Origin of the sequence: Salinicola salarius (genome assembly GCF_003206135.1) — a bacterium.
Taxonomy (GTDB): Bacteria; Pseudomonadota; Gammaproteobacteria; order Pseudomonadales; family Halomonadaceae; genus Salinicola; species Salinicola salarius.
Map to the genome: position 1 here is coordinate 414,717 of NZ_PZJT01000002.1, position 25,464 is coordinate 440,180.

21 protein-coding genes and 1 pseudogene are annotated in these 25,464 nt (G+C 61.9%); 7 read left to right on the forward strand and 15 right to left on the reverse strand.

What is annotated here, in order from left to right; translation table 11 throughout:
* Positions 1-410: 410 nt before the first annotated feature.
* The gene (locus DOM32_RS03005; RefSeq protein WP_110630987.1) at positions 411-1,730 is read right to left on the reverse strand and encodes an APC family permease; all 1,320 of its coding nucleotides are present in this window, start codon (positions 1,728-1,730) and stop codon (positions 411-413) included.
* A 106-nt stretch (positions 1,731-1,836) separates the two neighbouring features.
* Positions 1,837-2,649, reverse strand: coding sequence for a carbon-nitrogen hydrolase family protein (locus DOM32_RS03010; RefSeq protein WP_110630989.1), 813 nt, complete (start codon positions 2,647-2,649; stop codon positions 1,837-1,839).
* Positions 2,650-2,780: 131 nt separating this feature from the next.
* On the opposite strand from DOM32_RS03010, the gene DOM32_RS03015 reads away from it, so the two are divergent.
* Positions 2,781-3,602, forward strand: coding sequence for a response regulator transcription factor (locus DOM32_RS03015; protein ID WP_208625287.1), 822 nt, complete (start codon positions 2,781-2,783; stop codon positions 3,600-3,602).
* Position 3,603: 1 nt separating this feature from the next.
* Here DOM32_RS03015 and pyrB read toward each other — a convergent pair.
* The 8 genes and pseudogenes from pyrB to DOM32_RS03055 all read right to left on the reverse strand — a co-directional run.
* Positions 3,604-4,686: pseudogene (pyrB, locus tag DOM32_RS03020) on the reverse strand (aspartate carbamoyltransferase); the annotation flags it as partial.
* 88 nt (positions 4,687-4,774) lie between these two features.
* Entirely contained in the window at positions 4,775-5,491 is a 717-nt protein-coding gene (locus tag DOM32_RS03025; RefSeq protein ID WP_110630995.1) for a M48 family metallopeptidase, read from the reverse strand.
* A complete protein-coding gene (locus DOM32_RS03030) occupies positions 5,488-8,799 on the reverse strand; it encodes a type I restriction endonuclease subunit R (RefSeq protein ID WP_110630997.1) in 3,312 nt (1,103 codons plus the stop codon). Before DOM32_RS03030 ends, DOM32_RS03025 begins: the two co-directional genes overlap by 4 nt.
* Positions 8,799-10,505, reverse strand: a complete 1,707-nt coding sequence (locus DOM32_RS03035) for a TIGR04141 family sporadically distributed protein (protein ID WP_110630999.1) — start codon at positions 10,503-10,505, stop codon at positions 8,799-8,801. The genes DOM32_RS03030 and DOM32_RS03035 overlap by 1 nt, the downstream gene beginning before the upstream one ends.
* 4 nt (positions 10,506-10,509) lie before the next feature.
* A complete protein-coding gene (locus DOM32_RS03040; protein ID WP_208625288.1) occupies positions 10,510-11,769 on the reverse strand; it encodes a restriction endonuclease subunit S in 1,260 nt (419 codons plus the stop codon).
* Positions 11,762-12,799 carry a virulence RhuM family protein gene (locus DOM32_RS03045; RefSeq protein WP_110631003.1) on the reverse strand — a complete coding sequence of 346 codons (1,038 nt, stop codon included), beginning with the start codon at positions 12,797-12,799 and terminating at the stop codon, positions 11,762-11,764. The genes DOM32_RS03040 and DOM32_RS03045 overlap by 8 nt, the downstream gene beginning before the upstream one ends.
* Positions 12,792-14,309: a type I restriction-modification system subunit M gene (locus DOM32_RS03050; RefSeq protein ID WP_110631005.1), complete on the reverse strand. Its 1,518-nt coding sequence runs from the start codon at positions 14,307-14,309 to the stop codon at positions 12,792-12,794. The genes DOM32_RS03045 and DOM32_RS03050 overlap by 8 nt, the downstream gene beginning before the upstream one ends.
* Positions 14,306-14,791 (reverse strand): restriction endonuclease subunit S domain-containing protein, encoded by a 486-nt coding sequence (locus DOM32_RS03055; RefSeq protein ID WP_208625289.1) that lies wholly within the window; start codon positions 14,789-14,791, stop codon positions 14,306-14,308. Before DOM32_RS03055 ends, DOM32_RS03050 begins: the two co-directional genes overlap by 4 nt.
* A 561-nt stretch (positions 14,792-15,352) precedes the next feature.
* Here DOM32_RS03055 and DOM32_RS03060 point away from each other — a divergent pair.
* Positions 15,353-16,207: an SDR family oxidoreductase gene (locus DOM32_RS03060; RefSeq protein ID WP_110631009.1), complete on the forward strand. Its 855-nt coding sequence runs from the start codon at positions 15,353-15,355 to the stop codon at positions 16,205-16,207.
* Positions 16,208-16,274: 67 nt separating this feature from the next.
* On the opposite strand, the gene DOM32_RS03065 is transcribed toward DOM32_RS03060, so the two are convergent.
* Both DOM32_RS03065 and uraD read right to left on the reverse strand, forming a co-directional pair.
* Positions 16,275-17,162 carry an IclR family transcriptional regulator gene (locus DOM32_RS03065; RefSeq protein ID WP_244179778.1) on the reverse strand — a complete coding sequence of 296 codons (888 nt, stop codon included), beginning with the start codon at positions 17,160-17,162 and terminating at the stop codon, positions 16,275-16,277.
* 102 nt (positions 17,163-17,264) lie between these two features.
* Positions 17,265-17,798 carry a 2-oxo-4-hydroxy-4-carboxy-5-ureidoimidazoline decarboxylase gene (uraD, locus tag DOM32_RS03070; RefSeq protein ID WP_110631011.1) on the reverse strand — a complete coding sequence of 178 codons (534 nt, stop codon included), beginning with the start codon at positions 17,796-17,798 and terminating at the stop codon, positions 17,265-17,267.
* 114 nt (positions 17,799-17,912) lie between these two features.
* Between uraD and uraH the strand changes: the two genes are divergently transcribed.
* From uraH to DOM32_RS03085, 3 genes are all read left to right on the forward strand, one after another.
* On the forward strand, positions 17,913-18,299 hold the full coding sequence (uraH, locus tag DOM32_RS03075; protein WP_110631013.1) for a hydroxyisourate hydrolase: 387 nt from the start codon (positions 17,913-17,915) through the stop codon (positions 18,297-18,299).
* 156 nt (positions 18,300-18,455) lie between these two features.
* Positions 18,456-19,823, forward strand: a complete 1,368-nt coding sequence (locus DOM32_RS03080; RefSeq protein WP_244179779.1) for an 8-oxoguanine deaminase — start codon at positions 18,456-18,458, stop codon at positions 19,821-19,823.
* 94 nt (positions 19,824-19,917) lie between these two features.
* Complete coding sequence (locus DOM32_RS03085; protein ID WP_110631015.1) at positions 19,918-20,676, forward strand: GntR family transcriptional regulator; 759 nt, start codon at positions 19,918-19,920, stop codon at positions 20,674-20,676.
* Between the two features lie 14 nt (positions 20,677-20,690).
* Here the strand turns inward: DOM32_RS03085 and DOM32_RS03090 are convergent, their stop codons facing one another.
* On the reverse strand, positions 20,691-21,422 hold the full coding sequence (locus DOM32_RS03090) for an aspartate/glutamate racemase family protein (protein ID WP_110631017.1): 732 nt from the start codon (positions 21,420-21,422) through the stop codon (positions 20,691-20,693).
* A gap of 144 nt (positions 21,423-21,566) precedes the next feature.
* Between DOM32_RS03090 and puuE the strand changes: the two genes are divergently transcribed.
* On the forward strand, positions 21,567-22,487 hold the full coding sequence (gene puuE / locus DOM32_RS03095; RefSeq protein WP_110631184.1) for an allantoinase PuuE: 921 nt from the start codon (positions 21,567-21,569) through the stop codon (positions 22,485-22,487).
* A gap of 17 nt (positions 22,488-22,504) precedes the next feature.
* Positions 22,505-23,359 (forward strand): bifunctional allantoicase/(S)-ureidoglycine aminohydrolase, encoded by an 855-nt coding sequence (locus DOM32_RS03100; RefSeq protein WP_110631019.1) that lies wholly within the window; start codon positions 22,505-22,507, stop codon positions 23,357-23,359.
* Here DOM32_RS03100 and DOM32_RS03105 read toward each other — a convergent pair.
* A complete protein-coding gene (locus DOM32_RS03105) occupies positions 23,356-24,657 on the reverse strand; it encodes an NAD(P)/FAD-dependent oxidoreductase (protein WP_110631021.1) in 1,302 nt (433 codons plus the stop codon). The two genes, DOM32_RS03100 and DOM32_RS03105, sit on opposite strands and share 4 nt — an antisense overlap.
* 39 nt (positions 24,658-24,696) lie before the next feature.
* Positions 24,697-25,359, reverse strand: a complete 663-nt coding sequence (locus tag DOM32_RS03110) for a GntR family transcriptional regulator (RefSeq protein WP_071231108.1) — start codon at positions 25,357-25,359, stop codon at positions 24,697-24,699.
* Positions 25,360-25,464: the final 105 nt, after the last annotated feature.

A 25,464-nucleotide genomic window follows, 5' to 3' on the forward strand; every position in this document is an offset into this window, starting at 1 on the left:
TGGTCGATGTCAACTATTTAATAACACCCTTTCCTGCCGAACGACGTGAATTCCGACAACCACGCAGCCCTTCTCGCTGGTCTTTTCCCTGCCGAATTCGCGATGAAAAACCCGATTTATCGCCGTTTAATGCCTTATTTTTCACAATGTTACAATCCGGTTCAGAGCCGATCTGGCTATCCCATAGCGGAATATCGAGAACGCTGGATATGGGATGAATGATGGAATATTCGACAGCATGATGGTTCGTGTCGTGTTCGCAGGCCGCGTCGTTTCGACGGGGGAATGTGAGGCGGGGCTGGCGCGAGGAAATTGCGAGAAGCGTGCGAGGCATCGCCGCTCGATGGATGCCGGAGAACGGGGCCCCGCACCCGGCGAGAACCCGTTCCCACTTTACAGAAGATGCTGCTTCACGCGTCGATATGCAACTCCGGCGTGGGGCGTCGGAAGCCGCGGGTCAGCCACAGCAGCCAGCCCAATCCTGCCAGTAGCCATATCGAGCCAAGCATGACCGCTTTGTGATCGAGGCTGAACAGCAGCCACACGATCGCGCCGAGTCCGATCGCCGGGCATACCAGAAAGCGCAGGGTATCGCTCGGGCCACGGCGGCCCTCCTTGAGATAGTAATGAAAGATCACCGCCAGGTTGACCAGGGCAAAGGCCAGGAAAGCGCCGAAATTGATGAACGAGGCCGCAGAAAGCACATCCATCGTCAGCGCCAGCAAGGCCACCACGGCGCTCAGAAGCAGCCCGCCCACGGGCGTGCCATGACGACCCAGACGGCCGAGCCAGCGGCGCGGCAACACATCGTCGCGGCCCATGGCGTAGATCAGGCGTGCACCGCTGGCCTGGGCGGCGATGCCCGAGGCGAACTGACCCACGACCAATCCGATCAGGAAGATCGACACGAACACGTCACCGCCGATGTTGCGCGCGATGGTGTAGGCGGCGGCGTCCGGATTGGCGAAGTCGAAGCCCGGCGCCGCGAGCTGGACGCAGTAGGAGACGACGATGAAGATCAGCCCGCCCAGCAGCGTGATCAGCAGGATCGCCCGGGGCAGCGTGCGCTGGGGATCCTTGGTTTCCTCCGTCAGCGTGGTCACCGCATCGAAGCCGAGAAACGAATAGCAGGCGACGGCCGCACCGGCCATCAGTATCGGCAGCGAGGCATTGTCGCTACCCAGGAAGGGAGTAAGGCTGAACAGTGGCTGGGTCGGGTCGCCGAGAATGTAGTGCACACTGAGACCGACGAAGGCGACCAGCACCAGCATCTGGATCAGCATCATGGCGCTATTGACCAGGCTGGCCAGCTTCAGCCCCAGCACGTTGATGACCGTGGTCACGCCGATGAACGCCAGTAGCCACAGCGCCGTCGGGATGGTCGGGAAAGCGGAGTTCAGATAGGCCGCCCCGATCAGCCAGATCACCATCGGCAGGAATAGATAGTCGAGCAGAATGGCCCAGCCAGCGAGGAATCCCAGCCGATCATCGATGGCGTGACGAACGTAGGCGTAGGCAGAGCCAGCGACGGGGTAGGCGGCGGCCATGCGGCCGTAGCTGTGGGCGGTGAACAGCATCGCCACCAGCGCGGCGAGATAGGCGCCTGCCACTGCACCCTGGGTGACCACTGCCAGCACCCCGAAAGTGCCGAGCACGATGATCGGGGTCATGTAGGCCAGGCCGAACAGCACGACCTGGGATAGGGTAAGGGTCTTCTTCATTTCCGACATCGTAATGTCCTGTTGTGGTTGTTTTACGAGTTATGGTTGTTTGACGAGTTATGGTCGTTGCGGCTAGCAGCCGTCGTCGTGATGAACGCAGGGAGCCGGAACGGGTTCAGTCGAAATGCCAGCTGCGCCGCGAGCCCTGGGTTTCGAGATGCCCCCTGAGGCTTAGACGTCGATCCTCTGCGTAGTGGTAATCCTGTTTGGCACTGGAGAGGCGCGCCGGGTCCAGATGCAGCGCTTGAACGGTCTCCTCGCGACCGGCTCGGAACAGGGTGTCGCCATCGGGGCCGATCAATGCGCTCTCGCCGGCGAAGGTGAGCCCGGCGCCCTGGCCGGCCCGGTTGCTCATGGCCAGGAAGCACTGGTTTTCCTGGGCTCTGGCCTGAGCGGCACGGGCATGTACGGGGCCGTAGGGATCCATGTTGCCGTTGGTCACCACCAGCAGGTCGGCCCCCATGGTTGCCAGCGCGCGGGCCGGCTCGGGGAATTCCAGGTCGTAGCAGATCAACAGGCCGATGCATCGGCCGCGCCATTCGAGGCAATGAAGCGCATCGCCTGGCTGAACCAGCGTGCGTTCGTCCGGCCACAGGTGGGTCTTGCGATAGCGTAGTGCGATACCGTCTTCGGGCGTGATCAGCACGGTAGTGTTGAACACGGTCTCGCCATCTCGCTCCAGCAGGCCGATGGCGATCGCCAGATCGCGCTCGCGACTGGCCTCGATCAATGCCTGAAGCTCCGGCCCGTCGAGCGTCAGGGCACGATCGGACACATGCTCCGGTTCGGCAAAGCCACTCAGATGCGTTTCGGGAAAGACGATCAGCGCAGTATCGTCGTCGACGCCATGAACGACCTCGAGCGCTCGGGCGAGATTGTGCTCGATTTCGCCTTCACGGCTGGCGAGTTGTGCCAGGACAAGCTGCATGGAACACTCCGGGAAGTTGTGATTGAAACGGGAGCTGATGCCTTCAGTATCCCCAATCCCGCGCCACTGCCTATCCCGCAAGCGGGGTAACCCGATCGGGGGACTCGGCTTGGCCTGAAAGAGAAAAAACGATGACCCAACGAGCTCGGCCGGAGACAGGCTCAGTCGAGATGACCTCGCTGGAAAGCCTGGAGTGGCATCGCGCCTTTGGCCAACTGGCGGAGAACGTGGATCGCGCCGGCTTCTGGCTGGCTCTCGTCCGTCGGCTGGCGAGGGAAGTGCATTTCGATACCTGGGTGGCACTGGTTTTCGACCGCCAGCAGCCACCCCTTATCCTCGCGGAAAGCGACGAGGACGACGGTGCGGACGACGCGCTGTTTCAGGACTATCAGCGTGGCCTGTATCTGCTCGATCCGTTCTATATCGATGCCTGCGAGCGCGAACGTTGCGGTCTGTTCACGCTGGCCGAAGTGGCGCCGCAGCACTTCACGCGCACCGAGTACTATCAGCGCTATTTCCAGCGCAACATCGTCGCCGACGAGATCCACTTCAATCAGACGCTGGATGAGCGCCGGACATTGTGCCTGTCGCTGGGCTCGACTCGTCCATTTTCCCGGGAAGCGCTGGGCAGTCTCGCCCTGATGCAGCCGTGGATACTGGCGCTGATGCGGCTTCGCATGCATTTCGAGCCGGAAGAAGCTGGCGCTTCCGGACCACATCCGTGGCATCCGCAACCGGACAAGGAGCTTGAATTCGATTCACGCTACGCCTTGACCGAGCGTGAGCGCGAAGTCAGTCAATTGATGCTGGGTGGCAGCTCGACCAAGGAGATTGCCCGTCGTCTGGCAATCTCGATCGAGACGGTGCGCGCCCACAAGAAGCATCTCTACGCCAAGCTGGGTGTCAGCTCGCAATCGGAGTTGTTTTCGCTGTTCTGGCAGGCGCGACGCTGATTCAGAGCGTGCGGTCGTCGACGCCGAAGCTCGGCGGCACGAACCAGCGCACGTCACGCAGATCCTGTTCGATCAGGTTCTCGACCTGCAGCAGGTGGGCGAAGATTGCCATGCGCATGGGAATGCCGTTGTCGGTCTGGCGGAAGATCGCCAGGCGCGGGTCACCGTTCAGATCGGTGCTGAGATCGTTGGCGCCGGGGCGGCTGTCTCGCGGCAGCGGGTGCATGACGATGGTGGTCGGCGAGCAGCGGCGGTCGAGGAAGCCACGATCGACGACAAAATCCGAGGTCAGTTCGGCGAAGCTCTCCGACATCTCCGCAGTGAAGCGCTCGCGCTGGATGCGGGTGGCGTAGATCACGTTCACGTCGTCGAAGTTCTCCGCCAGATTGGGGCGCGTTTCGATGCGATGCCCGCGAGATGCCACCAGGTCGATCAGGTGCTGCGGCATTTCCAGCCCCGGCGGCGAGACCAGCGTGATCCGCAGCGGTTCGTAGAGCGACAGCAGCTTGATCAGCGAGTGCACGGTGCGGCCGTATTTCAGATCGCCGGTCAGCAGCAGGTGGGCGCCGGCCAACGGCTTGCCCAGCCGCGCGAACTCCTTGGTGATGGTGTAGACGTCCAGCAGCGCCTGGCTCGGATGCTCGCCGGGGCCGTCGCCGCCATTGATCACCGGCACCTGGGTCGCTTCGGCGAATTCAGCCACCGAGCCCTGCTCCGGGTGGCGCATGACGATGGCGTCGACGTAACCGCCCATGACGCGGCTGGTGTCGTAGAGCGATTCCCCCTTCGCCATCGAGGAGAAGGTGAAGCCGGTGGTGTCGCAGACGCTGCCGCCGAGCCGGCAGAAGGCGGCGTTGAAGCTGATGCGGGTTCGGGTGCTGGCCTCGAAGAAGAGGTTGCCGAGCACGGCGCCTTCGAGCACGCGGGTCACCTTGCGCCGCTGGGCGATCGGCTCCATGCGCTCGGCAATGCGGATCAGGTGATCGACGGCGTCACGGGAGAGCGAGTCGACGGAGAGCAGGTGCGAAGGCATCGGGAAACCTCTTTGGCGGGCGAATGTGACAGCGCATGCGGCGGCGATAGTGTAGCGCCGCTGGCGGCTCGCTTCACGCTCGGCGGTGGCTTGGCAACGGCGCTCGTGAGAGAGCCGGACATTTGGGCAGGCGCAGCCCTCAAGCCATAGCCCGTTCCAGCCGCTGCTTACGCCGCTCCCAGTCCGGCATCACCTGTTCCAGCAGCTCGAAAAACGCCGGGCCGTGATGGGGCTCGGCGCGGTGGCAGAGTTCATGGGTGATTACATAGTCGATGGCGTCCACCGGGGCCTGAACCAGGCGGCGATTGAGCAGCAAGCGGCCAGCTGGAGACATGGAGCCCCAACGTTGCTGAATCCGACGCACGATGATCCCGATCGGGCGGAATGACTGCGGCACCGCGAAGCGGGCCAGGCAGTGCTCCAGCCGCTCCGGGAACTTGATGTGGGCCCGATCCCGGTACCAGGCCTCGACCAGTTCGCGTGTCGTCTCGGGGCTGTGGGGGCGAGGGGTCTGCACGACGATGAAGCCCCGGATCAGCTTCACACGCTTGTGCGTATGCGGGATCACCTTCAGGCGATACTGCCTTCCGAGGTAGAGGTGCGTCTCACCGGCGAGATATTGCCGCTTGGGTGTCCGCGGCAGGAACTGAGAGAAATAACGCTGCTGCCGCACCACCCAGGCGGCGCGCTTGCGCAGTCTGGCTTCGATGGCCGCCAAAGGTGTTTCCAGAGGGGCTGCGATCATCACCGAGGCGTCCGGCTCGACGGCGATTTCGAGCGTCTTTCTGGGTCGGCGTTTGACCTCGTAGTGAATCTCCTGGGCGCCATAGCGCAGGCAGTGACGTTCCCGAGTCATGCGGTGAACCTGGCCCGGGCGAGATTCATGATCTTCTGCTCCAGATCGTCCAGCACCTCGACCGGCAGATCGACGCCCTTCTGGTCGCGGATAACATCGAAGAAGTAATCGTCGATGGCGTTGCGTAGATCGTTCTGCGCCACCTCGTTCGACCACAGATCGACGATCAGATGTGACTTGATGATCTCGATGATGTCCAAGGAGATGACGGCCGCTTCGTCACCCGCCACCGTCGCATCGTCTCGGGTCTGAAGTTGGCCGTCGAGGATACCGAAGAACGCCTGCCCATCCTCATCGCCACGAAGGCGCTCCGGCACGTGATGGCCGCGCTCCTTGCGTGCTATCTGGCTTGCCAGCTTTACTACGCTCTGCAGGTACTCACGTTCGGAGAGCCGCTGCTCGCGATAGGCGCGAATCGTCTCTTCGAGCAGCTCCGAAAAACGTTTGTAAAAGGTGGGGTCCTCATCCATGTTCTCGGTAATCGCCCGCCGCGTGGCACTGGAGATGCGGTCGGCCTTCGAGGCTTCCGAGACGCCGGTTTCATCGACCACCGCTTTCAGCGCATCGGGATCGTTGATGTTGACCACATCGATGATCGTCTCGGCGGGCATCGCCACGACATGATCGTCGAGTAGCTTCTGGATCTTGGGTTCGAACTCGCGGATATCGACCGTTTCCTGATAGCGGATCTGGACCGAGCGCTTGAGTTCCGAGAACTGCTGCCAGTCGCGCTTCAGGGCGTCCACTTTATTCTGGTCGAAGACGTCGAACAGCTTGTCCGACGACAGCGCGATATGCAGGCAACGGCTGAAGGCGCTCAGGCGCGCATAGAAGTCCTGGCGGCGCGCTTCGTCGGCGAGATGGCGCTCGAACTGCTCCATGTCGCGCTTGTTGCGCACCGACTTGAACAGATCCCAGAGCTGATCGTGACGCTGAGGCAGCTTGCGGATCTCCTCGCGGACATCGTGCACCGTCCCGGCGAGGTCCGCCGCTTCGTAGCCCTCGAAGGCGTTGTAGGTGGTCAACGCGCTGTCGAGCTCGCCGAGCAGGCCTTCGTAGTCGATGACGAAGCCGAATTGCTTCTCCGTATCGCCCTCCTCGAAGAGTCGGTTCACGCGCGCGATGGCCTGCAGCAGATTGTGCTCCTTGAGCGACTTGCAGATGTAAAGCACGGTGTTGCGCGGCGCATCGAAGCCGGTGAGAAGTTTCGAGACCACAATCAGGATCTCCGGATCGCCGGAACCCTTGAAAGCCTCGACGATTTCGCGGTTGTACGCCTCCTCGGTCTTGTACCGCGCCATCATCTGCGACCAGAAATCCTGCACCATATCCCTCGATTGCTGATCGACCTCTTCGTTGCCCTCGTTCTCATCGGGCGGCGATATGACGATCGCGCTAGAGACGTGGTCTATCTCGTCCAGGACTGCCTTGAAGCGAACGGCCGCAGCCTTCGACGGCGCGACGATCTGCGCCTTGAAGCCCGTCCCCTGCCAGTGCTGGCGATAGTGCTCGGAGATGTCGAACGCCTTGGCGCGGATCGCCTGCTCGGTCTTGGCCAGTGCATCCATGCGCGAGAACTTGCGCTTCAGATCGCGGCGCTGATCCTCGCTCAGGCCAACGCTGATCTTGTCGAACCAGCGGTCGATCACCTGACCCGAGACCTGCTGCTCGACCAGTCTGCCCTCGTAGAGCAGCGGCACCACGGATTCGTCGGCCACCGCTTCGTCGATGCCATAGCGATGGATCAGCCGGCCGAAGGTCTGTAGCGTGTTTTTCTCTTTCTTCAGCAGCGGCGTACCGGTGAAGCCGAGATAGCAGGCGCGGGGCAGCAGCCGGCGCATCTTGGCGGCAAACTGGCTATGCCCGCCGTAGCGGCCGGTCTGGGTGCGGTGGCTTTCGTCGACCAGTACGAAGACGTTGGGATCGTCATCCGGCAGCTGGTTGTGCTTCAGTGCGGTATCGAACTTGTTGATGATCGTGGTGATCAGTGGCGTCTTGTCGCGCACGAGTTCGAGCAGATGCGCGCCGGTCGTCGCCCGTACCGGCTCCAGATCGCAGGACTTGAACGTCCCCTTGATCTGCCGGTCGAGATCGTCGCGGTCGGTGACGATGATGATGCGCGGGTTTTCGATGCCGCTTTCCAGCGCCAGGGCACGACCCAGCATTACCATGGTCAGCGACTTGCCCGAGCCCTGGGTGTGCCAGATCACGCCGCCCTTGCGCGCACCGCGGGTATCGTGCTGGCTAATGGTCTCGATCGCCCGCCGGATGCCGAAGAACTGCTGATGACGCGCGATCTTGCGCACACCGCCATCGAACACGGTGAAGCGACGGATCAGATCGAGCAGCCGCGACGGCCGGCACAGCGCATAGAGCGTTCGATCCTGCGCGGTCACGGCGCGCTCGCCTTCCTCCCGCAGCGCCAGGAAATGGTCGCGGGCATCCGCCAGGCGGCCGGTATAGATCGCCTGCGCTTCCGCGATGCTCAGCGGCTGGTTGGCCGCCGCCAGCAGTCGCTCGGCTTCGTCCTCGCTGGCGAGTTCGGCCATCTGCTCCGGGGCCGGTGCTGCCGTGGCGGGGAGCGCGCGCGCCATGACGGAGAGGGCATCCTCCGCATCATCCTCTTCCCGCCAGCCGTGCCAGAACTTCGCCTTGGCACCGACGGTGGCATAACGCGCCTCCACTCGGTTCATGGTCATCAGCAGCTGCGCAAAGTGGAAGAGCTGGGGAATGCCATCTTCGCGCTGATAGCCGATCAGCTGGCTATCGGCCTTCTTCAGGTGTTCAGTGGGCCGCTTGTTCTCGATCACCACGAACGGAATGCCGTTGACGAACGCGACGATATCGCAGCGTCGGGTCTGGCGAGACGCCGTCCGCTCGACCGCGAATTCGGCGGTGACGTGGAAAACGTTGTTTTCGGGCGTCTCCCAGTCGATATAGCGAAACGAGTGGCTCTTGGAGTCGCCATCGATGGATTTGGTGATCGTGGTGCCGAGCACCAGGGTGTCGTAGATCTCCTGATTGGTAACGCGCAGCCCCTTCAGCCGGTCCGGCGTGGGCTTTAGCCGACGCAGCGCCTCATGGGCATCCTGCAGGTCGAAGGGGTACTCTCGCCCGCGATGGGTGAAGCGGTTGAGGCGCATCGACTGCTCGATCAGGATATCGTCCAGCACCACGTTCTTGAGCCGCCCACCGCGCAGGCGCAGCGCCTCCGCCTGCGACAGCGGAGTGAAGCCCAGCGCCACCAGCAGCTGTAGCGCGGGAATCTGGGACTGGTGTTTTTCAGCGGCGTTAAAAACTTTGTTCATTATGATTTTGCCAGAGCTTTGCCGCCTGCTTCTTCGGACGTTGCAACCGAAGAGGTACGTCCTCTTCTTACCCCTGCCGAAGACGCCGGCTTTTCGATCAGTTCTATCGCAACGTCGAATCCCAATTTTCGGAGGCGTTCAACTGAAACTTGCAAACTTACCTTACTAAAAAATGGCAATCCCAAAGTCCCGTCGGCGTAGGGTTGGCGCATGATTCCGTAAACAATAGTGTATTTTTCGCGAACAACACGTTCGGTTGATTTTGGCAAATGGACTTCAAAACCTTTCTTCTCAGACTTAACAATTGAACGCAGTTTTTTCCTAAACTCTTTATCGCCTACGAAAGCCTCTGCACTGACAACACCCTGTGACCAAAGGTGGCTTATGGGGCCGGAAGAGTGGCCGTCTTTCAAGTGAATGAAGTGTTTTTTATCTGACAAAAAGTCCGCTGGCTCGAGGTTTGCATTTCGCACACCGGCGGGGTTGATTTTTTCCCTATCGAGCTTGAGAAGATCTGCTGCCCTAGTCTCAACCAGATTCGCGATGAGTTCTTGCTCGTTATGTGCAGCGGTCTTTCCAATAATATTGACTGTGTCGATCTCATCAAAAAATTTGTTCACACTATCCTTGAATAATGCTTCGACCTGAAACCAGTTGCCAGCAAAAAGGATAAAATAAAACGTGTCCGTTTTCGAGGTCAAAGACGCCTCGTGAATAAAGCAATCGTAAACTTTCCATTTTTCCGAAAACTGATCTTTGTCAGACGGCTTCGCGGAAATTCGGTGTTTTTCCTTTATCTCTTTAATGTCGCCGGTGAATTTGCATCGGTTCAGCTCACTTATATAGTCAGTTATTGCCAAGCTGTGAAATGTGGCCCCATGACTTCCAAAGCCATTGTAGTGAAGCTCACTCCCTTCGATATAGTTGGCCACTTCCGGTGGCGACATGTGAAGATCCACCGGATTACCCTTTCGCAACTCACCCAGATCTACAAATAACTTTTCGTCCAGCTGTTCGATGAGATCCTTTTCGATCACGGGTCGCAGGTTATCAACCCATTTAAAATCAGTTTTATAGTCTGTTTTTTCGTAAATCTTAAAGATCTCATTACATTTTTTCTGGACATCATTAATATCTAGCTCACAAGTGATAGATAAAGAATCCTTACCTGCAACAAAACGTGCAAAGCTTGGATCTTTAGGCGTACCACCTGCGACCCTCGCGACATCACGCAATCGATCAACGCCGAAGGCATTGACATCGCTATCACGGCTAGCCTGAACTCTTTTTTGGAATGTAACCGCATCTGGTGTTGCCAAATCCAGTGAACGTATATTGCTCCCCGGAACAGAGTTCAGCGTGACCTTCAATCCAAACTGTCGCTCAAACGCATCGTCGTTGAGAGCGATATGAATATGGCCGAAGCAAATGGCAGCGAATCGTGACCCAACAGGCGTGAAGATTACAGCACCCGCCCCACCCGTGAAGATGTCGTCGGATAGCTCATAAAATCCTTCCTCGATGAAAGAGCGCCATTTAGGAGGGTTGGAATATATCTGTCCGACAAATACTGTGGCTCCCTCAATGAGTTCCCATGGCCCTCGCTGAAGAGCGCGATTCGTGTTTGGGGCGAAGGTTTCAGTGAAAGCTTCTTCTATATCTCGGCCTTCACGTAAAAGACGTATGTTGAGGGTGCGCACAGTCATCTCATTACTCCATTTCGACTCGCCATTCACCAGTTAGCAGCTTCTGCATCAGCCCGCGCTTCTGCCGAGTCACAGCATCGATTTCGCGTTCGGTCGCTTCCAGGTCGTCTCGTGCGGTGTCCAGTACGTCGGCAAGCGCTTTCTGCTCATCGAGGTCGGGCAGTGGTAGCTTCAGCGCGGCCAAATCGGCGTAGTAGGTGCGTTGGCGAACGCTGCCCGAGCCACCGCTATTGATGTAGTGGGCCCACCACGAAGTCTTTCGCAGATGGTCAAGGTAGCCGGGATCAAGCCCGTCGGCGTTGCAGGCGAAGACGACGTAGTCTGGGCTGACCAGTACCTCTTCATCGCGGTGATTCATCGCGATGGAGCCGACATTGATGCGCATGGGGTTATAAGCGAAAGCGCGAGGCGGCAGGCGCTTATAGCGGCTGATATCACCGGCAATGGTCTGTTCCCGCATGGGCACGACACCCTGGGCCTTGGTTACCCCCATGACGTAGTCGCGGCCGAGTCCTTTAGCTCCATTTCGCTCGGTCAGCTCATGGGTAACGGCCGCAAGGCGTGTCGGCGTCCAGTGGTGTCGCTGGCCATTCAGACGGAGGTTTCCGAAAAGAAGAGTCCCCCTTAGGCTGCCTAGGCGCTGCGCCTTCGTCGCTCGAAGCGTGGTGAGCTTTTCGAGCGCCTCGTCCCAAGTTCGCAGAATCTCGGCAATCCTGCACTGCTCGGGCAAGCTAACATTAGGAATCGGTAACTTTCGGAGTTCTTCGATAGAGAGTTCGCGAAAAGTGCTGCCATTTGCGTTGCGTGCAATTAGTCTCTGCAATACTGGTCCCTGTAGCACGTACCTCACAAACTCTGGGGTGAAGTTATCTCCAATACGGATACGTGCCACACCCCTAGCGATGTTCGCGCCTTCCAGATCAGGTGGCGCAATTGAAGACTGACCGATATTGCCTCTGAGCGAAAAAAGAATATCTCCTAGCTCTATTTGAGATCGATCATATCGTGCTGCGATTTCCGGCGATGTCCGTTGTAGTGCATGAATATCAACTTCTCCACCTACATCTCTACTCTGAACGAAAGGAATGCCTTTCGGTACTTCAGATCCAGGCTGTACTATGCCGTATACGATGGGAGCATTGGCTTTTACAAGCACAGAGAGCGGCGTTGTTGCCATGTTCGTTTCTTGCGCTCTAGCCATCGAAGAAATGTTGTTCAATTTGGTCTTGGTCAGCACAGCGTCTTTCTGAGAGAGATCAGTCATCGCCACGCCCCCTCTTCCCCGACTTCGCCACATCGGCAATACGCTTCAGCTCCTCGAGATCACCCGCTTCATCCGCCGCCTGCTTCTGGGCGGCCTTGCGCCTGGCATCGAACGCCTCGTAGCGCTCGTGCGCGATACGCTTGGCGGCTTCCGCCGAGATGGAGCCCGGCCCCTCCAGTTTTGGCAGTTCGTTGGCGGTCAGGAAGGTGTCGAGCACGCGCTCCCACTCCGCCAGCCGCATGGTCTGCCGTCTCGTCGCGCGCAGTTCGGCGGTGTTGAGGAAGGTTTCGACGATCAGGTTGAGCTCCTTGATTTCGGCCTCGGCCAGATAGTTCTTGGCCGTGCCCACATCGGCCTTGCGCAGCGGTCGCCCCTTGTCGGCATTCTTCCAGGTCGTCAGGCCCATATTGGGCTGCTCGGGGTTGGCGCGGGCGCGGATCAGCTCGCCGGCGGTATGGCTGGTCACGGCGTTGAGCATCTTGTTCTGGATCGTGGCGTAAAAGGTGGGTACTGCCGGCGAGCTGGGGTCGTAATCCTCGCTGAGCGCCAGGATATCGCGCACTTTCTGATAAAACCGCGCTTCTGATGCGCGGATATCGCGGATGCGCTCGAGCAGTTCGTCGAAGTAGTCCCAGGTGGGGTCCTTCAGGCGTTCGTCGTGCATGACGAAGCCCTTGACGAGATACTCCTTCAGGATCGTCGAGGCCCAGCGGCGGAACTGCACACCGCGGGGGCTGCGCACGCGGTAACCCACCGCCAGAATCAGCTCGAGATTGTAGTGCTTGAGCGAGCGGCGCACCTGGCGCCCACCCTCGCTACGAACTTGTAAGAATTCCTTACAGGTTGCCGCCTCGGTCAGTTCTTCATCGTCATAGATCGCCCGCACGAGCTGGGTGATGCCCTGCGGGCTGGAAGCGAACAGCTCCGCCATCTGGCCCTGGGTCAGCCATACGGTGCCATCCACGGCACGCAGCTGAATCTCGGCCTGACCATCCTCGGTGGTGTAGAGAATGATTTCGCCTTCAGACATCGACGCCGAGCTCCTTCAGATAACCATCCATCTTCTTTCGAACTTCGGCCAGCTCACCTTCTATCCGTACGATGTCTCGCTGCACGGCGGCCACGTCGATCTCTTCCTCTGGCTCGAAAGTATCCACATAGCGGGGAATGTTGAGGTTATAGCCGTTATCAAAGAGCTCCTTCGGGCTTGCGCGATGGGAGTAGCGCTCGATCTCGGCGCGGGTGCGGTAGGTCTCCAGCACCTTGCCGATATGGGCGTCATCCATCACGTTCTGGGTCTTGCTCGGCGTGAATGACTTGCTGGCGTCGATGAACAGCACGTCGCGCCGTGATTCGTTGGCGCCGCCTTCCTCCCGCGAGCGGTCGAAGATCAGGATGGCGACCGGAATCCCCGTGGTGGTGAACAGATTGGCGGGCAAGCCGACGACGGTGTCGAGCAGATTCTCTTCGATCAACTGCTGGCGGATGCGCCCCTCGGCACCGGCGCGGAACAGTACCCCGTGAGGCACGATGACCGCGACGCGGCCGGATTGACGCTTGGCAATCTCGATCATGTGGGTGATGAAGGCGTAATCGCCCTTCGATTTGGGCGGAACGCCGCGCCAGAAGCGCGCGAACGGATCGGCACCGGCGTTCTCTGCGCCCCATTTATCCAGCGAGAACGGCGGGTTGGCCAGCACCACGTCGAAGCGCATGAGGTGGTCGCTCTCTACCAAAGCCGGGCTGTTGAGGGTGTCACACCACTCGATGCGCGCGGCATCCTTGGCGTGCAGGAACATGTTCATGCGCGCCAGTGCCCATGTGGCGCCGTTGACCTCCTGACCGTAGAGGGCGAAGTTTTCGGAGCCGACCTCCTGGGAAGCCTGGATCAGCAGCGAGCCGGAGCCGCAGGCGGGGTCGCAGATGGTGCTGCCCGGCTCGGGCGCGGCCAGTTTGGCCAGCAAGCGCGAGACCGCCGTGGGCGTGTAGAACTCGCCGGCCTTCTTGCCGGCGTCCGAGGCGAAGCGCGAGATGAGATAGATGTAGCACTCGCCGATGATGTCCTCGGTCACCCGCGAGGGGCGCAGGTCGAGTGCGGGTTTGGCGAAATCCTCGAGCAGGTTCTTGAGCCGGCGGTTGCGGTCCTTGGGGCGGCCGAGGTTGGCTTCCGAGTTGAAGTCGATATTGCGAAAGACACCTTCCAGCTTGCTGCGATTGGCGTCTTCGATCTTTTCGAGGGCGATATTGATCAGCTCGCCGATGTTGGGTTCGTTTCGCTGAGTGTGAAGGTCGTAGAAACTGGCCCCCTCGGGGAGGATAAATCGTTCGCGCTCCAAGCGTCGGCGAATACGAGCTTGGTCGTCACCGTATCGTTCACGGTAGGTTTTGAGATGATCGTTCCAGAGGTCTGAAATGTACTTCAGGAACAACATAACCAAGATGTAATCCTTGTACTGACCCGCATCGACGGCACCTCTGAAGGTGTCGCAGGCTGCCCAGGCTGTCTGGTTAATCTGCTGTTGCGTAACTTGGTCAGTCATTGGGCAATTTCCTTCTGATCAGCAGCCATTGCGGCCTCGCTGAGAATGATGCTTGCAAGCTGTTCCTTGCGAGTGGCGATCTCTCGGAGCAGGCGACCCTCCTGCCGCGCCAAGGCACTCAGTTCGACGATACGTTTTTGCGTGCTCAGGTCGGGCACGGCGATATCAAGATTTTCAAGGACTCTCATCGGGATCATCCTGAGGCTTGTCCCCTGAGCCTCCGCACCGAGCCTTCGCTGCGCGTCAGGCTGGTTGATGGCCCAAGCCAGGTATTCCGGAAGAACAAAATTCGGGTCTGGACGCATTATTAAAAGCGGCACAATAACAGCGACAGGCTCTGCAAGGGCATTCCCAATGGCAGCCGCTGTATTCGGTTCCCCACGAGAGCGAAACACCACTTCGCCTCCTCGAACGAAGTAGTGATCGGACAGCTTGCCAAGATCGTACCGTTGGAAGTTGGGGCCTGGTGTTGCGCCGTCCATAGCGACGTCTCGCAGCTGTAAGGCAGGAACCCCGCCTTTCGATACTGGCTCGAGCTTACCGCGCGCTGTATAGCCTGAGTGGATATTGCAAAGCCCAGCGAGTCTCATATTTAGATCTCTGTAGGTCGATATACAGATTCTCAGTCATGACGTTGTTTTGGTCAAGGAAAAATGCAGTTTCAGCTCTACAGAGATTTTGATCCATTGCATTTTATGGGAATGGTTTCAAATGGGAATTGCAAAAGAGCATGGGTATCGCTCGAATCTTCTTAAGCATCGCGCCGTGCGTCACCGGCTTCACGCCCGGCGGCGATATCGTCCTGGCTGTCGAATATTCCCGTTCGCCGGCCGGGCCGACGGCCCACGGGAGCCACCTCCTGCAGCGTCGTCGATACCGTTAATCTGGCTTAAGATCCGATAGCGGGATTTGAATGAATCCGCCCAGGCTTCCTATGCTTTGGGTGCGCCGTGGCAATCCATTGGAGGATTCGCCGCGGCGAGCAGAGACGGCACCCATTCAGCCGCCATCGTTCATTCGATTCCATTCAGGAGGGAGCCAGAATGTCAGAATCGCATTTTCCCCCGCAGCACCAGGCACACCAGCCGGGTGACGAGCATGACATGCAGCCCGAGCCGGAGTTCATTCGCGACGACTATCGCGGCACCGACAAGCTCAAGGGCAAGGTGGCGCTGATTACCGGCGGCGACAGTGGTATCGGCCGTGCCGTGGCAGTGCACTACGCCCGCGAAGGGGCCGATTGTGCCGTGGTCTATCTCGATGAGGATCGCGATGCGGAAGACACCAAGGCGCTGATCGAAGCCGAAGGCCAGCGCTGCCTGCTGCTCAAGGGCGACGTGGCCGACTCCGCGTTCTGTCGTGAAGCGGTCGAGCGCACGCGCCAGGAGCTGGGCGGTCTCAACATCCTCGTCAACAACGCTGCCGAGCAGCATGACTGGGACGACGTCACCGAGATCACCGACGAACAGTTGCAGCGCACCTTCGCCACCAACATCTTCAGCCACTTCTATTTCGTGCGCGAAGCCCTGCCGCACATGAGCGCCGGTGACACGATCATCGCGACGTCATCGGTCAATGCCTTCAAGGGTAACGCGACGCTGATCGACTACTCCTCCACCAAAGGGGCGATCCAGGGGTTGGTACGTTCGCTGGCGCAGTCGCTGGTGGATCGCGAGATTCGCGTCAATGCGGTGGCGCCGGGCCCGGTCTGGACGCCGCTGATTCCGGCCAGCTTCGATGACGAAAAGGTCGAGGGCTTCGGTGGGCAGGTGCCGATGCAGCGCGCCGGCCAGCCCAGCGAGATGGGCCCGGCCTACGTCTATCTGGCCAGCCAGGAGTCTTCCTACATGACCGGACAGACTATCCATCTGAATGGCGGGGTGATCCTGAATACCTGAGGATTCCCGGGCGAAAAGTGTCTGCGCTCGACGACGTTTCGGGCCAGACACTATTCGGGGCCAGATACTACGCCGGCGGTTCGGTCGGTGTCTTGCCGCCGATCTTGGCGGTAATCTCGCGGGCCGTTTCCGCGACTAGTGCGGCAAGCTCGGGCAGGCGGGAATCGTCGATACGGGCCACCGGGCCGGAAACTGAGATCGCGGCCAGCGGCAGGCCGCTTTCGTCGTGGAGCGTGGCGGCAACGCAGTTGAGACCGATGGCATGCTCCTCGCGATCGACGGCGTAGCCTTGGCGGCGAATCTCGACCAGCTGTGCGCGCAGCCTGTCGACATCGGTCAGCGTGTTGGGCGTTTCTCCCTCCAGCGTGCGTCCGGCCACGATCTGCTCGAACTCCTGCGGCGGCATCCACGCCAACAGCGCCTTGCCGACACCGGAAGCGTGAAGCGGTGCCCGCGAGCCGAGCCGGGTGATCATCCGCATCATCTGTTTGGATTCGCTCTGGGCGAGATAGACCACCATGCCGTCGTCGCGGATACCGAGATTGGCGGTTTCCCCGGTGGTGGCGGTCAGGCGGCGCAGAAACGGGCGCGCGGTAGCGACGAAATCCCGCGCTTCGAGGAAGCTGTTGCCGATGCGGAAGGTCTTGACGTCGATCTTCCACAGCCCGCTTTCGACATCCTGGGTGATGAAGCCCTGCTGGAACAGCGCCTGCAACAGGCGGTGCGTGGTCGAGGGCGCCAGATCGACGTCTTCGGCAATGTCGGAAAGTGCCAGCCCGTCCGGAGCCGCAGCCAGCCCTTCCAGAATGGTCAGACCCCGTACCAGCGACTGGCTGTGTCCGCCGCTGCTCTTGGCGCTGCCGGCCGGCCGGCCGACGGAACGACGTTTGGGCTCTGCCGCGCCGTGTCGTGGCTGATCGGTCGCTGTCGCCCGAATCCGCTCCTGGTCTGTCACCCGATTCCGCTCTTTGTCCGTCACCCGTCGCCGCTCTCGTGTTCGTCCGTGGTCAGGCGCTCAGGATAACCGCTCGCTCTCCCAGTGTCTGTGCGCCAGCGGCTACGACTTTCGGTCGGCTCGCTGCTCCAGGCGCAGCAGCGCGATCCGGTGGATCTGCTCGATGGCGGTGCGACGCTCCTCTTCCGGGGAGTGATTCAGGCGCGTCTCGAACGCCTCGAGGATCGCGTGGCGGTCGAGCCCGCGAACGGCGATCACGAACGGGAATTCGAAGCGCTCGCGGTAGGCCTGGTTGAGCTTCTCGAAGCGGGCGAACTCTGCCGGCGTGCACTGGTCCAGGCCGGCGCCGGCCTGCTCCGAGCGGGAGTCGTCGGTCAGCTCGCCGGCGACCGCCGCCTTGCCGGCCAGATCGGGATGGGCGCGGATCAGCGCGAGCTGGGCTTCCGGCGATGCCGCGTCTACCTGCTGGCGCAGCCGCTCGGCCAGCCCGGCTGGGGGGTCCTGCGCCTCGCCGAGACCGGTATCCCAGCTCTGCGCCGCGATCCATGGCGAGTGTTCGTAGATCTCGCCATAACTGACGATGAAGGCGTCGCGATCCAACTGGCTGGGGCGCGGGGAGAGAAGCATTGTGGCCATGAGGACTCCGGTTGACCTTTGTATACAAACGCACTTGAATGAGGCTAACGCTTTCCGCGCTCGGCAATCCACTGTTTTCGCGCCCGCCGCGCGTGCCACCCTATCGAGGCCCTCATGAGCGAAACTTCCCACGGCTATCTGACCACTCACGTGCTGGACACGGCGCTGGGCCGCCCCGCCAGCGAGCTGCGCATCGAACTCTATCGGCTGGAGGGCGGCACGCGCCTGCGTCTGGCCGACGTGAAGACCAACGCGGACGGCCGCTGCGATGCGCCGCTGCTCGAAGGCAACGACTTCACCGCAGGCGTCTACGAACTGCTGTTCCACGCCGGCGACTATTTACGGGCCGGCCACACATCCGGCTTACGTGCCAGCCAGTCGTCCCCGGGCCATTTCCTCGACCGGATTCCGCTGCAGTTCACGGTCGATGCGCCCGGCGAGCACTACCACGTGCCGCTGTTGCTGTCGCCTTTTGCCTACTCCACGTATCGGGGCAGCTAGAAAAGCGCTGCACTCGGCCATGCGTCGTTAAAAATTATCTCGCCATGCTCATTAACAGATACGTTAACTCCGCTGACTCAAGAATTTTTGCCTCGCCTGGCCATCGCTCGCGGCTTTTCTCCGTCAGTGAAGTTTTCATGTTCCCGGAGATCTATTGTGACGACCACGCTGATCCATAACGCCGAACTGATCGCGACGTTCGACGATGCCGAGCGCGAGCTGCGCAACGCCAGTATCCGGCTGGAGGACAATCGCATCGTTGCCATCGGTCCGGCGGAAGAACTGACAGAAGAGCGAGCCGGACCGGCCGACGTCGTCATCGATGCTCGCGGCCATGTGATCCTGCCGGGGCTGGTGAATACCCACCATCACTTCTACCAGACCCTGACGCGCAACCTGCCCGCCGGGCAGAACGCCGAGCTGTTCGACTGGCTGGTGACGCACTATCCGATCTGGGCGCGGCTCGATCCGGAGTCGCTTCACGCCAGTAGCCAGATCGCTGCCGCCGAGCTGCTGCTCTCCGGCTGCACCACGGCGGCGGACCATACCTACCTCTGGCCCAACGGCGCGCGCATCGACGACCAGATCGCGGCGGTCTCCGAGCTTGGCCTGCGCTTTCACGCCTCGCGGGGGTCAATGTCGGTGGGCGAGTCCCAGGGCGGGCTGCCGCCGGACAGCGTGGTCGAATCCGAGCAGGCGATCCTCGACGATACCCAGCGCGCCATCGAGCGCTATCACGACGCCTCCGAGCGGGCGATGACCCGGATCGTGGTCGCGCCCTGTTCGCCATTTTCGGTCTCCCGCGAGCTGATGCAGGAGAGCGCCACGCTGGCGCGCCATTACGGCGTGCATCTGCACACGCACCTGGCCGAGACCCGCGACGAGGAAGCCTACTGTCGTGAGCGCTTCGGCTGCACGCCGGTGGAGTACGCCGAGCAGGTCGGCTGGGTCGGCAGCGATGTCTGGTTCGCGCACATGGTGCATCCGCATGCCGACGAGATCACGCGACTCGGTGGTCACTGCTGCGGCGCCGCACATTGCCCCAGCTCCAACATGCGGCTCGGCTCCGGCATCGCGCCGGTGATGGCGATGCACCGCGCCGGCATGCGCGTCGGCCTGGGGGTCGACGGCAGCGCCTCCAACGATGGTTCGCATCTGCTGGCGGAGGCGCGCCAGGCGATGCTGCTGGGTCGGCTGCAGGGCGACATGAGCGAGATCACCGCCCGCCGGATGCTGTGGTTCGCCACCCGTGGCGGGGCATCGGTGCTGGGCCGGGACGATATCGGCCAGCTCGCGGTGGGTAAGGCCGCCGACCTCATCGGCTTCCGGCTCGACTCGCTGGCGCTGGCCGGCGGCGCGCTCCACGATCCGCTGGCTTCGCTGGTGTTCTGCCAGCCGCCGAACGTCGATCTTTCGATCGTCAACGGCGTGCGGCGCGTCGAAGGGGGCCGGCTGCTCGGTCACGATCTCGACGCCATGGTGGCCAGGCACAACGCCTGCGCCCGGCGGCTGGTCAAGGGTTGAGGAAGACGGGAGGCTGTCATCTCCAGGGGCGGCGTATACAATCGAGCCATGGATCAATGGACGTGGAAACGTACGCTGGGTGGAGCGAACAACGATGGCAACAAGCGCGAACGCAGCGACAGGGCGGGATGAAGGGCAAGCCGGCAAGCCGACCGGGCGCAGCCGGGGGGCCGGCAAGGCGGGCAACGGCGCCGAGCGTCACGAAGCGATCTATCAGCAGATTCGCGAGGCGATCGTCGAGCATCGCCTCAGACCCGGGGCGCGTCTGCGCGAGGACGCGCTGGCGGAGGTGTTCGGTGTCAGCCGCACCGGCATCCGCAAGATTCTCCAGCGCCTCGCGCTCGAGCACCTGGTAACGCTGACGCCGCGCCGTGGCGCCAGCGTCAGCCGGCCCAGCATCGAGGAGGCGCGAGACGTCTTCGCCGCTCGCCAACTGGTCGAATGCCAACTGATGCCCTGGGTTTCCCGCCGGCTCAAGCCGGCCGACGCCAAGGCGTTGCGCGAGCTTGCGAAGAGCGAACGTCAGGCCTTGCGGGCCGGCGAGCAGAGCCGGGCCATCCAGCTTTCCGCCCAGTTCCACCAGCGCCTGGCCGAACTCTCCGGCAACACGCCGCTGGCCGAGTTCATCGAACGCCTATGTTCGCGCTCCTCGCTGATCCTGGCGGTCTATGGATCCTCCGGCCATCTGGGCTGCGAATCCCACGATCACGACGAACTGGTCACGATGCTGGAAACCGGCAAGGAAGCGCGTGCGGTCGCCTTCATGCAGCGCCACCTCAAGGCGATCGAGGCGTCGCTGTCGATCGAGGAGAGCGGGGACGAGGCGCCGGATCTGAGCGCGATTTTCGGCTAGGGAAAACTCGAGGCTCACTCGCCCCAATCGGCGAAACGGCCCACGAACGGCTTGGGTCGGGGAAAGGCGAGATCGCCGTGCTTGCTGGTGCCGAGCCCCAGCGAGACCAGCGATTCCGCCAGTTTCACCGCGGCGCTGACGCCTTCGATGACCGGCATGCCCAGGTCCAGCGTCAGCCGCTCGGTGAGATCCGCCATGCCGCCACAGCCCAGCACGATGGCGCCAATGCCGTCGTCATCCTTCGCTTGCCGGCACTCCTCCAGCAGCGCCTGATAGGCGTTGCCCGCCGGATTTTCCAGCTCCAGTACCGGCAGGTCGGTCGCTCGGACTCGCCGGCAGTGATCGCGGAATCCATACTGGTCGAGCAGGTGCTCGGCAATGATTGCGGTGCGCTGCAACGTCGTGACCACGGAGAAGCGCGTACTGACCAGCGTCGCCAGGTGAAAGCCGGCTTCGGCGATGCCGATGACCGGAGCGCGGGTCAGCTCGCGAGCGGCGAGCAGGCCCGGATCGCCGAAGCAGGCGATGATGTAGGCGTCCATTCCCATCGCTTCGCCGCGGCGTATCTCCTCGAGCACGCCGACGGCGCTGATCGCCTCGTCGAAGTGGCTTTCGATCGATACCGGCCCGCTGTCGGGCTGGCTGATGTGGATCTGCGTGTTCCCGGCGGCCACGCGGCTGGCGCAGGCGCCGATCTTGTCTGTCATGCTGGCGGTGGTGTTGGGATTGATGACGTGAATACGCATGGCTTGCCACCTTGGCGAGAGGGAAAAATCGCGGTACGTTTATTTTGTCCACAAAAATAAACGACTTTGAATACAATATCGATAACGATGGCCGATGAGACGCGATTCGCGTCGATCGGTTCGGCAACCACAAGGGCGCTGCGCATGATCTCCCTAGACTATCCACGCGATCTGATCGGCTATGGCCGCACGCCACCGCAAGCCAACTGGCCGGGCCAGGCCCGTGTCGCGGTGCAGTTCGTCCTCAACTACGAAGAGGGCGGCGAGAACAGCATCCTCCACGGCGACAGCCACTCCGAACAGTTCCTCTCCGAGATCGCCGGCGCCGAAGCCTACCCCGCTCGCCACCTGAGCATGGAGTCGATCTACGAATACGGCTCGCGGGCCGGCGTGTGGCGCGTGCTGCGCGAATTCGAGCGGCGCGGCCTGCCGTTGACGGTCTTCGGCGTGGCGATGGCGCTGGAGCGCAACCCGGAAGTCGCCCAGGCATTTCGCGAGCTGGGCCATGAAATCGCCTGCCACGGCTATCGCTGGATCCACTACCAGAACGTGCCGGAAGCGATCGAGCGCGAGCATCTCGAACGCGCCCTGGCCATTTTCCAGTCCCTCTACGGCGAGCTGCCGCTGGGCTGGTACACCGGCCGCGACAGCCCCAACACCCGGCGGTTACTGCTCGACCAGGGCGGCTTCCTCTACGACAGCGACTACTACGGCGACGACCTGCCGTTCTGGAGCGACGTTCAGGACAGCCACGGCCAGACCCATCGTCACCTGATCGTGCCCTACACGCTGGATACCAACGACATGCGCTTTGCCTCGCCGACCGGCTTCGATCACGGCGAGCCGTTCTTCCAGTACCTGCGAGATGCCTTCGACGTGCTCTATGAAGAAGGCGCGGACACGCCGAAGATGCTGTCGATCGGCCTGCATTGCCGGCTGGTCGGCCGACCCGGCCGCTTCCGCGCGCTGCAGCGCTTCCTCGATCATCTCGAAGCGCACGACCGGGTGTGGATAACTCGCCGTGTGGATATTGCCCGCCACTGGGCTGCCGAGCATCCGGCTTGAAAAGCAAGGAACCCCTCATGTCGCAGCGCAGCTACGATGGACCTAAACGAACCTACTACGCCCCCCACGGCGGTCTGCCGCCGCAAAGCCAGCTGATTCATGGCCGTGCGGTCTTCACCGAGGCCTATGCCGTCATTCCCAAGGGGGTGATGAGCGATATCGTCACGAGCTTTCTGCCGCATTGGGAGAAGACTCGGCTGTGGGTGCTGTCGCGGCCGCTCTCCGGCTTCGCCGAGACGTTTTCCCAGTACATCATGGAAGTCTCGCCCGGTGGCGGCAGCGAGCGGCCGGAGCCGGACAGCGGTGCCGAGGGCGTGCTGTTCGTGGTCGAGGGCGAGATGATGCTGACCATCGCGGGCGAGACGCACGAGATGACGCCGGGAGGTTACGCCTATCTGCCGCCGGGCTGCGACTGGCAGCTGCGCAACGCGAGCGAGGCGCCGGTGCGCTTCCACTGGATTCGCAAGGCGTACGAATTCGTCGAGGGGCTGGCGGCGCCGGAGTCTTTCGTCACCAACGAGCAGCAGATCGCGCCGACGCCGATGCCGGACACCGAGGGCCGCTGGGCGACCACGCGGTTCGTCGATCCCGCGGATCTGCGCCACGACATGCACGTGACCATCGTCACCTTCCAGCCGGGAGGCGTGATCCCGTTCGACGAAACCCACGTGATGGAGCACGGCCTCTACGTGCTCGAGGGCCGCGCGGTCTATCACCTCAACCAGGACTGGGTCGAGGTCGAGGCCGGCGACTACATGTGGTTGCGCGCCTTCTGCCCGCAATCCTGCTATGCCGGCGGATCGGAGCCGTTCCGCTACCTGCTCTACAAGGACGTCAACCGGCACATGAAACTGTCGCTTTCCGGAAGTTAACCGAAGCGGGAGAGCCGATAGGGCTCCCGCGGTGGCAGGTCGTCCCGGTGGACCGATGTGGCAGAGGCGTCGTGTTTGCCGGGGTCGGCCAGGCCCGCGATCATCTCGGCGGTGATCGCCGACTGCGTCAGCCCCAGATGGTGATGGCCGAAGGCCAGCAACACGCGGCCATTTTCGAGGCGGTCGATGATCGGCAGCGAGTCCGGCAGCGACGGGCGGAAGCCCATCCACGGTGTGGCGTCCTCGGCGTCGAGATCGTTCTTGAACAGGCCCCGGCTTAGGCGATGCAACTGCCACGCCCGGCCCATGTTGGGCGGTGCGTCCAGCCCCGCGAACTCCACGGTACCAGCCAGCCTCAGGCCGGTTTCCATCGGCGTCATGATGAAGCGGCGCTCCAGCGAGGTCACCGCAAAGGGGAGCCGGTCATGCTCGCGGGGCAGCATCAGGTGATAGCCGCGCTCGGTATCCAGCGGTATGCGCTTGCCGGTGAGTTGCGCGGTCAATGCTGCCGAGTGGGCGCCACAGGCGAGCAGCACGCGGCTCGCTGTCAGTTGTCGGCTATCGGTGATGAGCCGGACGCCGGAATCGATCACCTGCGCCGAGCGTACCGCCTCCTGGGCAAATTGCACGCCCTGGCGTCGGGCGGCATCCACCAGGGTATTGACTACCCGCCAAGGATCCAGCACATGGCCCGTGGCCGGGAAGAACAGCCCGCCCAGCAGCGCGTTCGAGAGCTGCGGCGCTGCGCGCTGAATCGCGCTCCCGTCCCATAGCTCGACCGGCACCTGCTGTTCGCGCATGCGCGACTCGAGCGCTTCCAGCTTCGAGTGCGACTCTGGCTTCTCGTAGACCAGCAGCGAGCCATCGGCCTTGAGCAGATGGCTGCTGTCGACCGAGGCCAGCAGGCGTTGCCACGCCGCCAGGCTGCGCTCGTTGAGGGCGCGGATACCGGCCACGCTCTGGCGGAACGGCGCCGGGCGCAGGTTCAGCACCAGCCGGGTCAGCCACGGCAGCGCGCGGGGCAGATATTTCCAGTCCAGCCGCAGCGGCCCCATCGGGTCCATCAGCATGCCGGGCAGCGACGTCAGGATCGAGGCATCTGCGATCGGGAAGACCTGCTCGGTGGCGAGATGCCCGGCGTTGCCGTAGGAGGCGCCGCGTCCGGGCTCCTGCTTGTCGAGCACCAGCACGCGGTGGCCCTGACGCGCCAATGCCAGCGCGCTGGTGACGCCGACGAGGCCGGCGCCGACGACGATGATATCGGCATCGGGCGAAGCCGAAGGGGATGAGTCCGACATGCGCTACCTCACGACCAGATCGATGGGGCGGGCAGCGGCTCAGGCGCTGCGCAGATTCTTTTCCAGCACCGCCGCGATGCCTTCCGCGGCGTCCTTGATGTGGTTTTCCAGCAACTGGCAGGCCTTGTCGACGTCGCCCTGGCGCGCCAGTTCCAGCAACTGACGGTGCTCGAGTTCCGCCTTCTCGATCTGGCGGGTATAGAGCAGCTGCATGCGGATATAACGCCCGGACTTGGTATTCAACTGGCCGATCATGGCCAGGGTTTCGGGCAGCCCGGAAGGGGCGTACAGCGCATGGTGAAACGCGAAGTTATAGTCGCTCCAGTTGTCGATCTGGCTGCCGGAATCGAGCGCGGCGTCGTACTGGCGCAGGATGCTCTCGGCGTGATCGAGATCCGCCGCCGTCAGGTTCGGGATCGCGTAGCGCAGCACGTAGGTCTCGAGCAGCACGCGCAGATCGAACAGTTCGCGGATCGCCGCCACGGAGAGTTCGGTGGTGAAGGCGCCGCGATGGGCGTGGAATTCCACCAGCCCTTCGGATTCCAGGGTCAGCAGCGCTTCCCGAACGGGAATGCGGCTGACGTCGTAGTCCTTGGCCAGCGCGTCCTGTCGCAGTTGGGAGCCGCCCTTGAACTCGCCGCCGAGAATGCGTTCGCGCAGATCGTCCGCCACGTGCTGGGCTCGGGTCTTGAAAGTCGCCATGAAGTGCCATCGTGTCCGCAAAATGTTGGATATTGTATGCAATCCAGGAGGCGCTCGCCGACTTTTCACGCCGTTTCCCGTCCCGCCGGAACGCAACACCGGCTC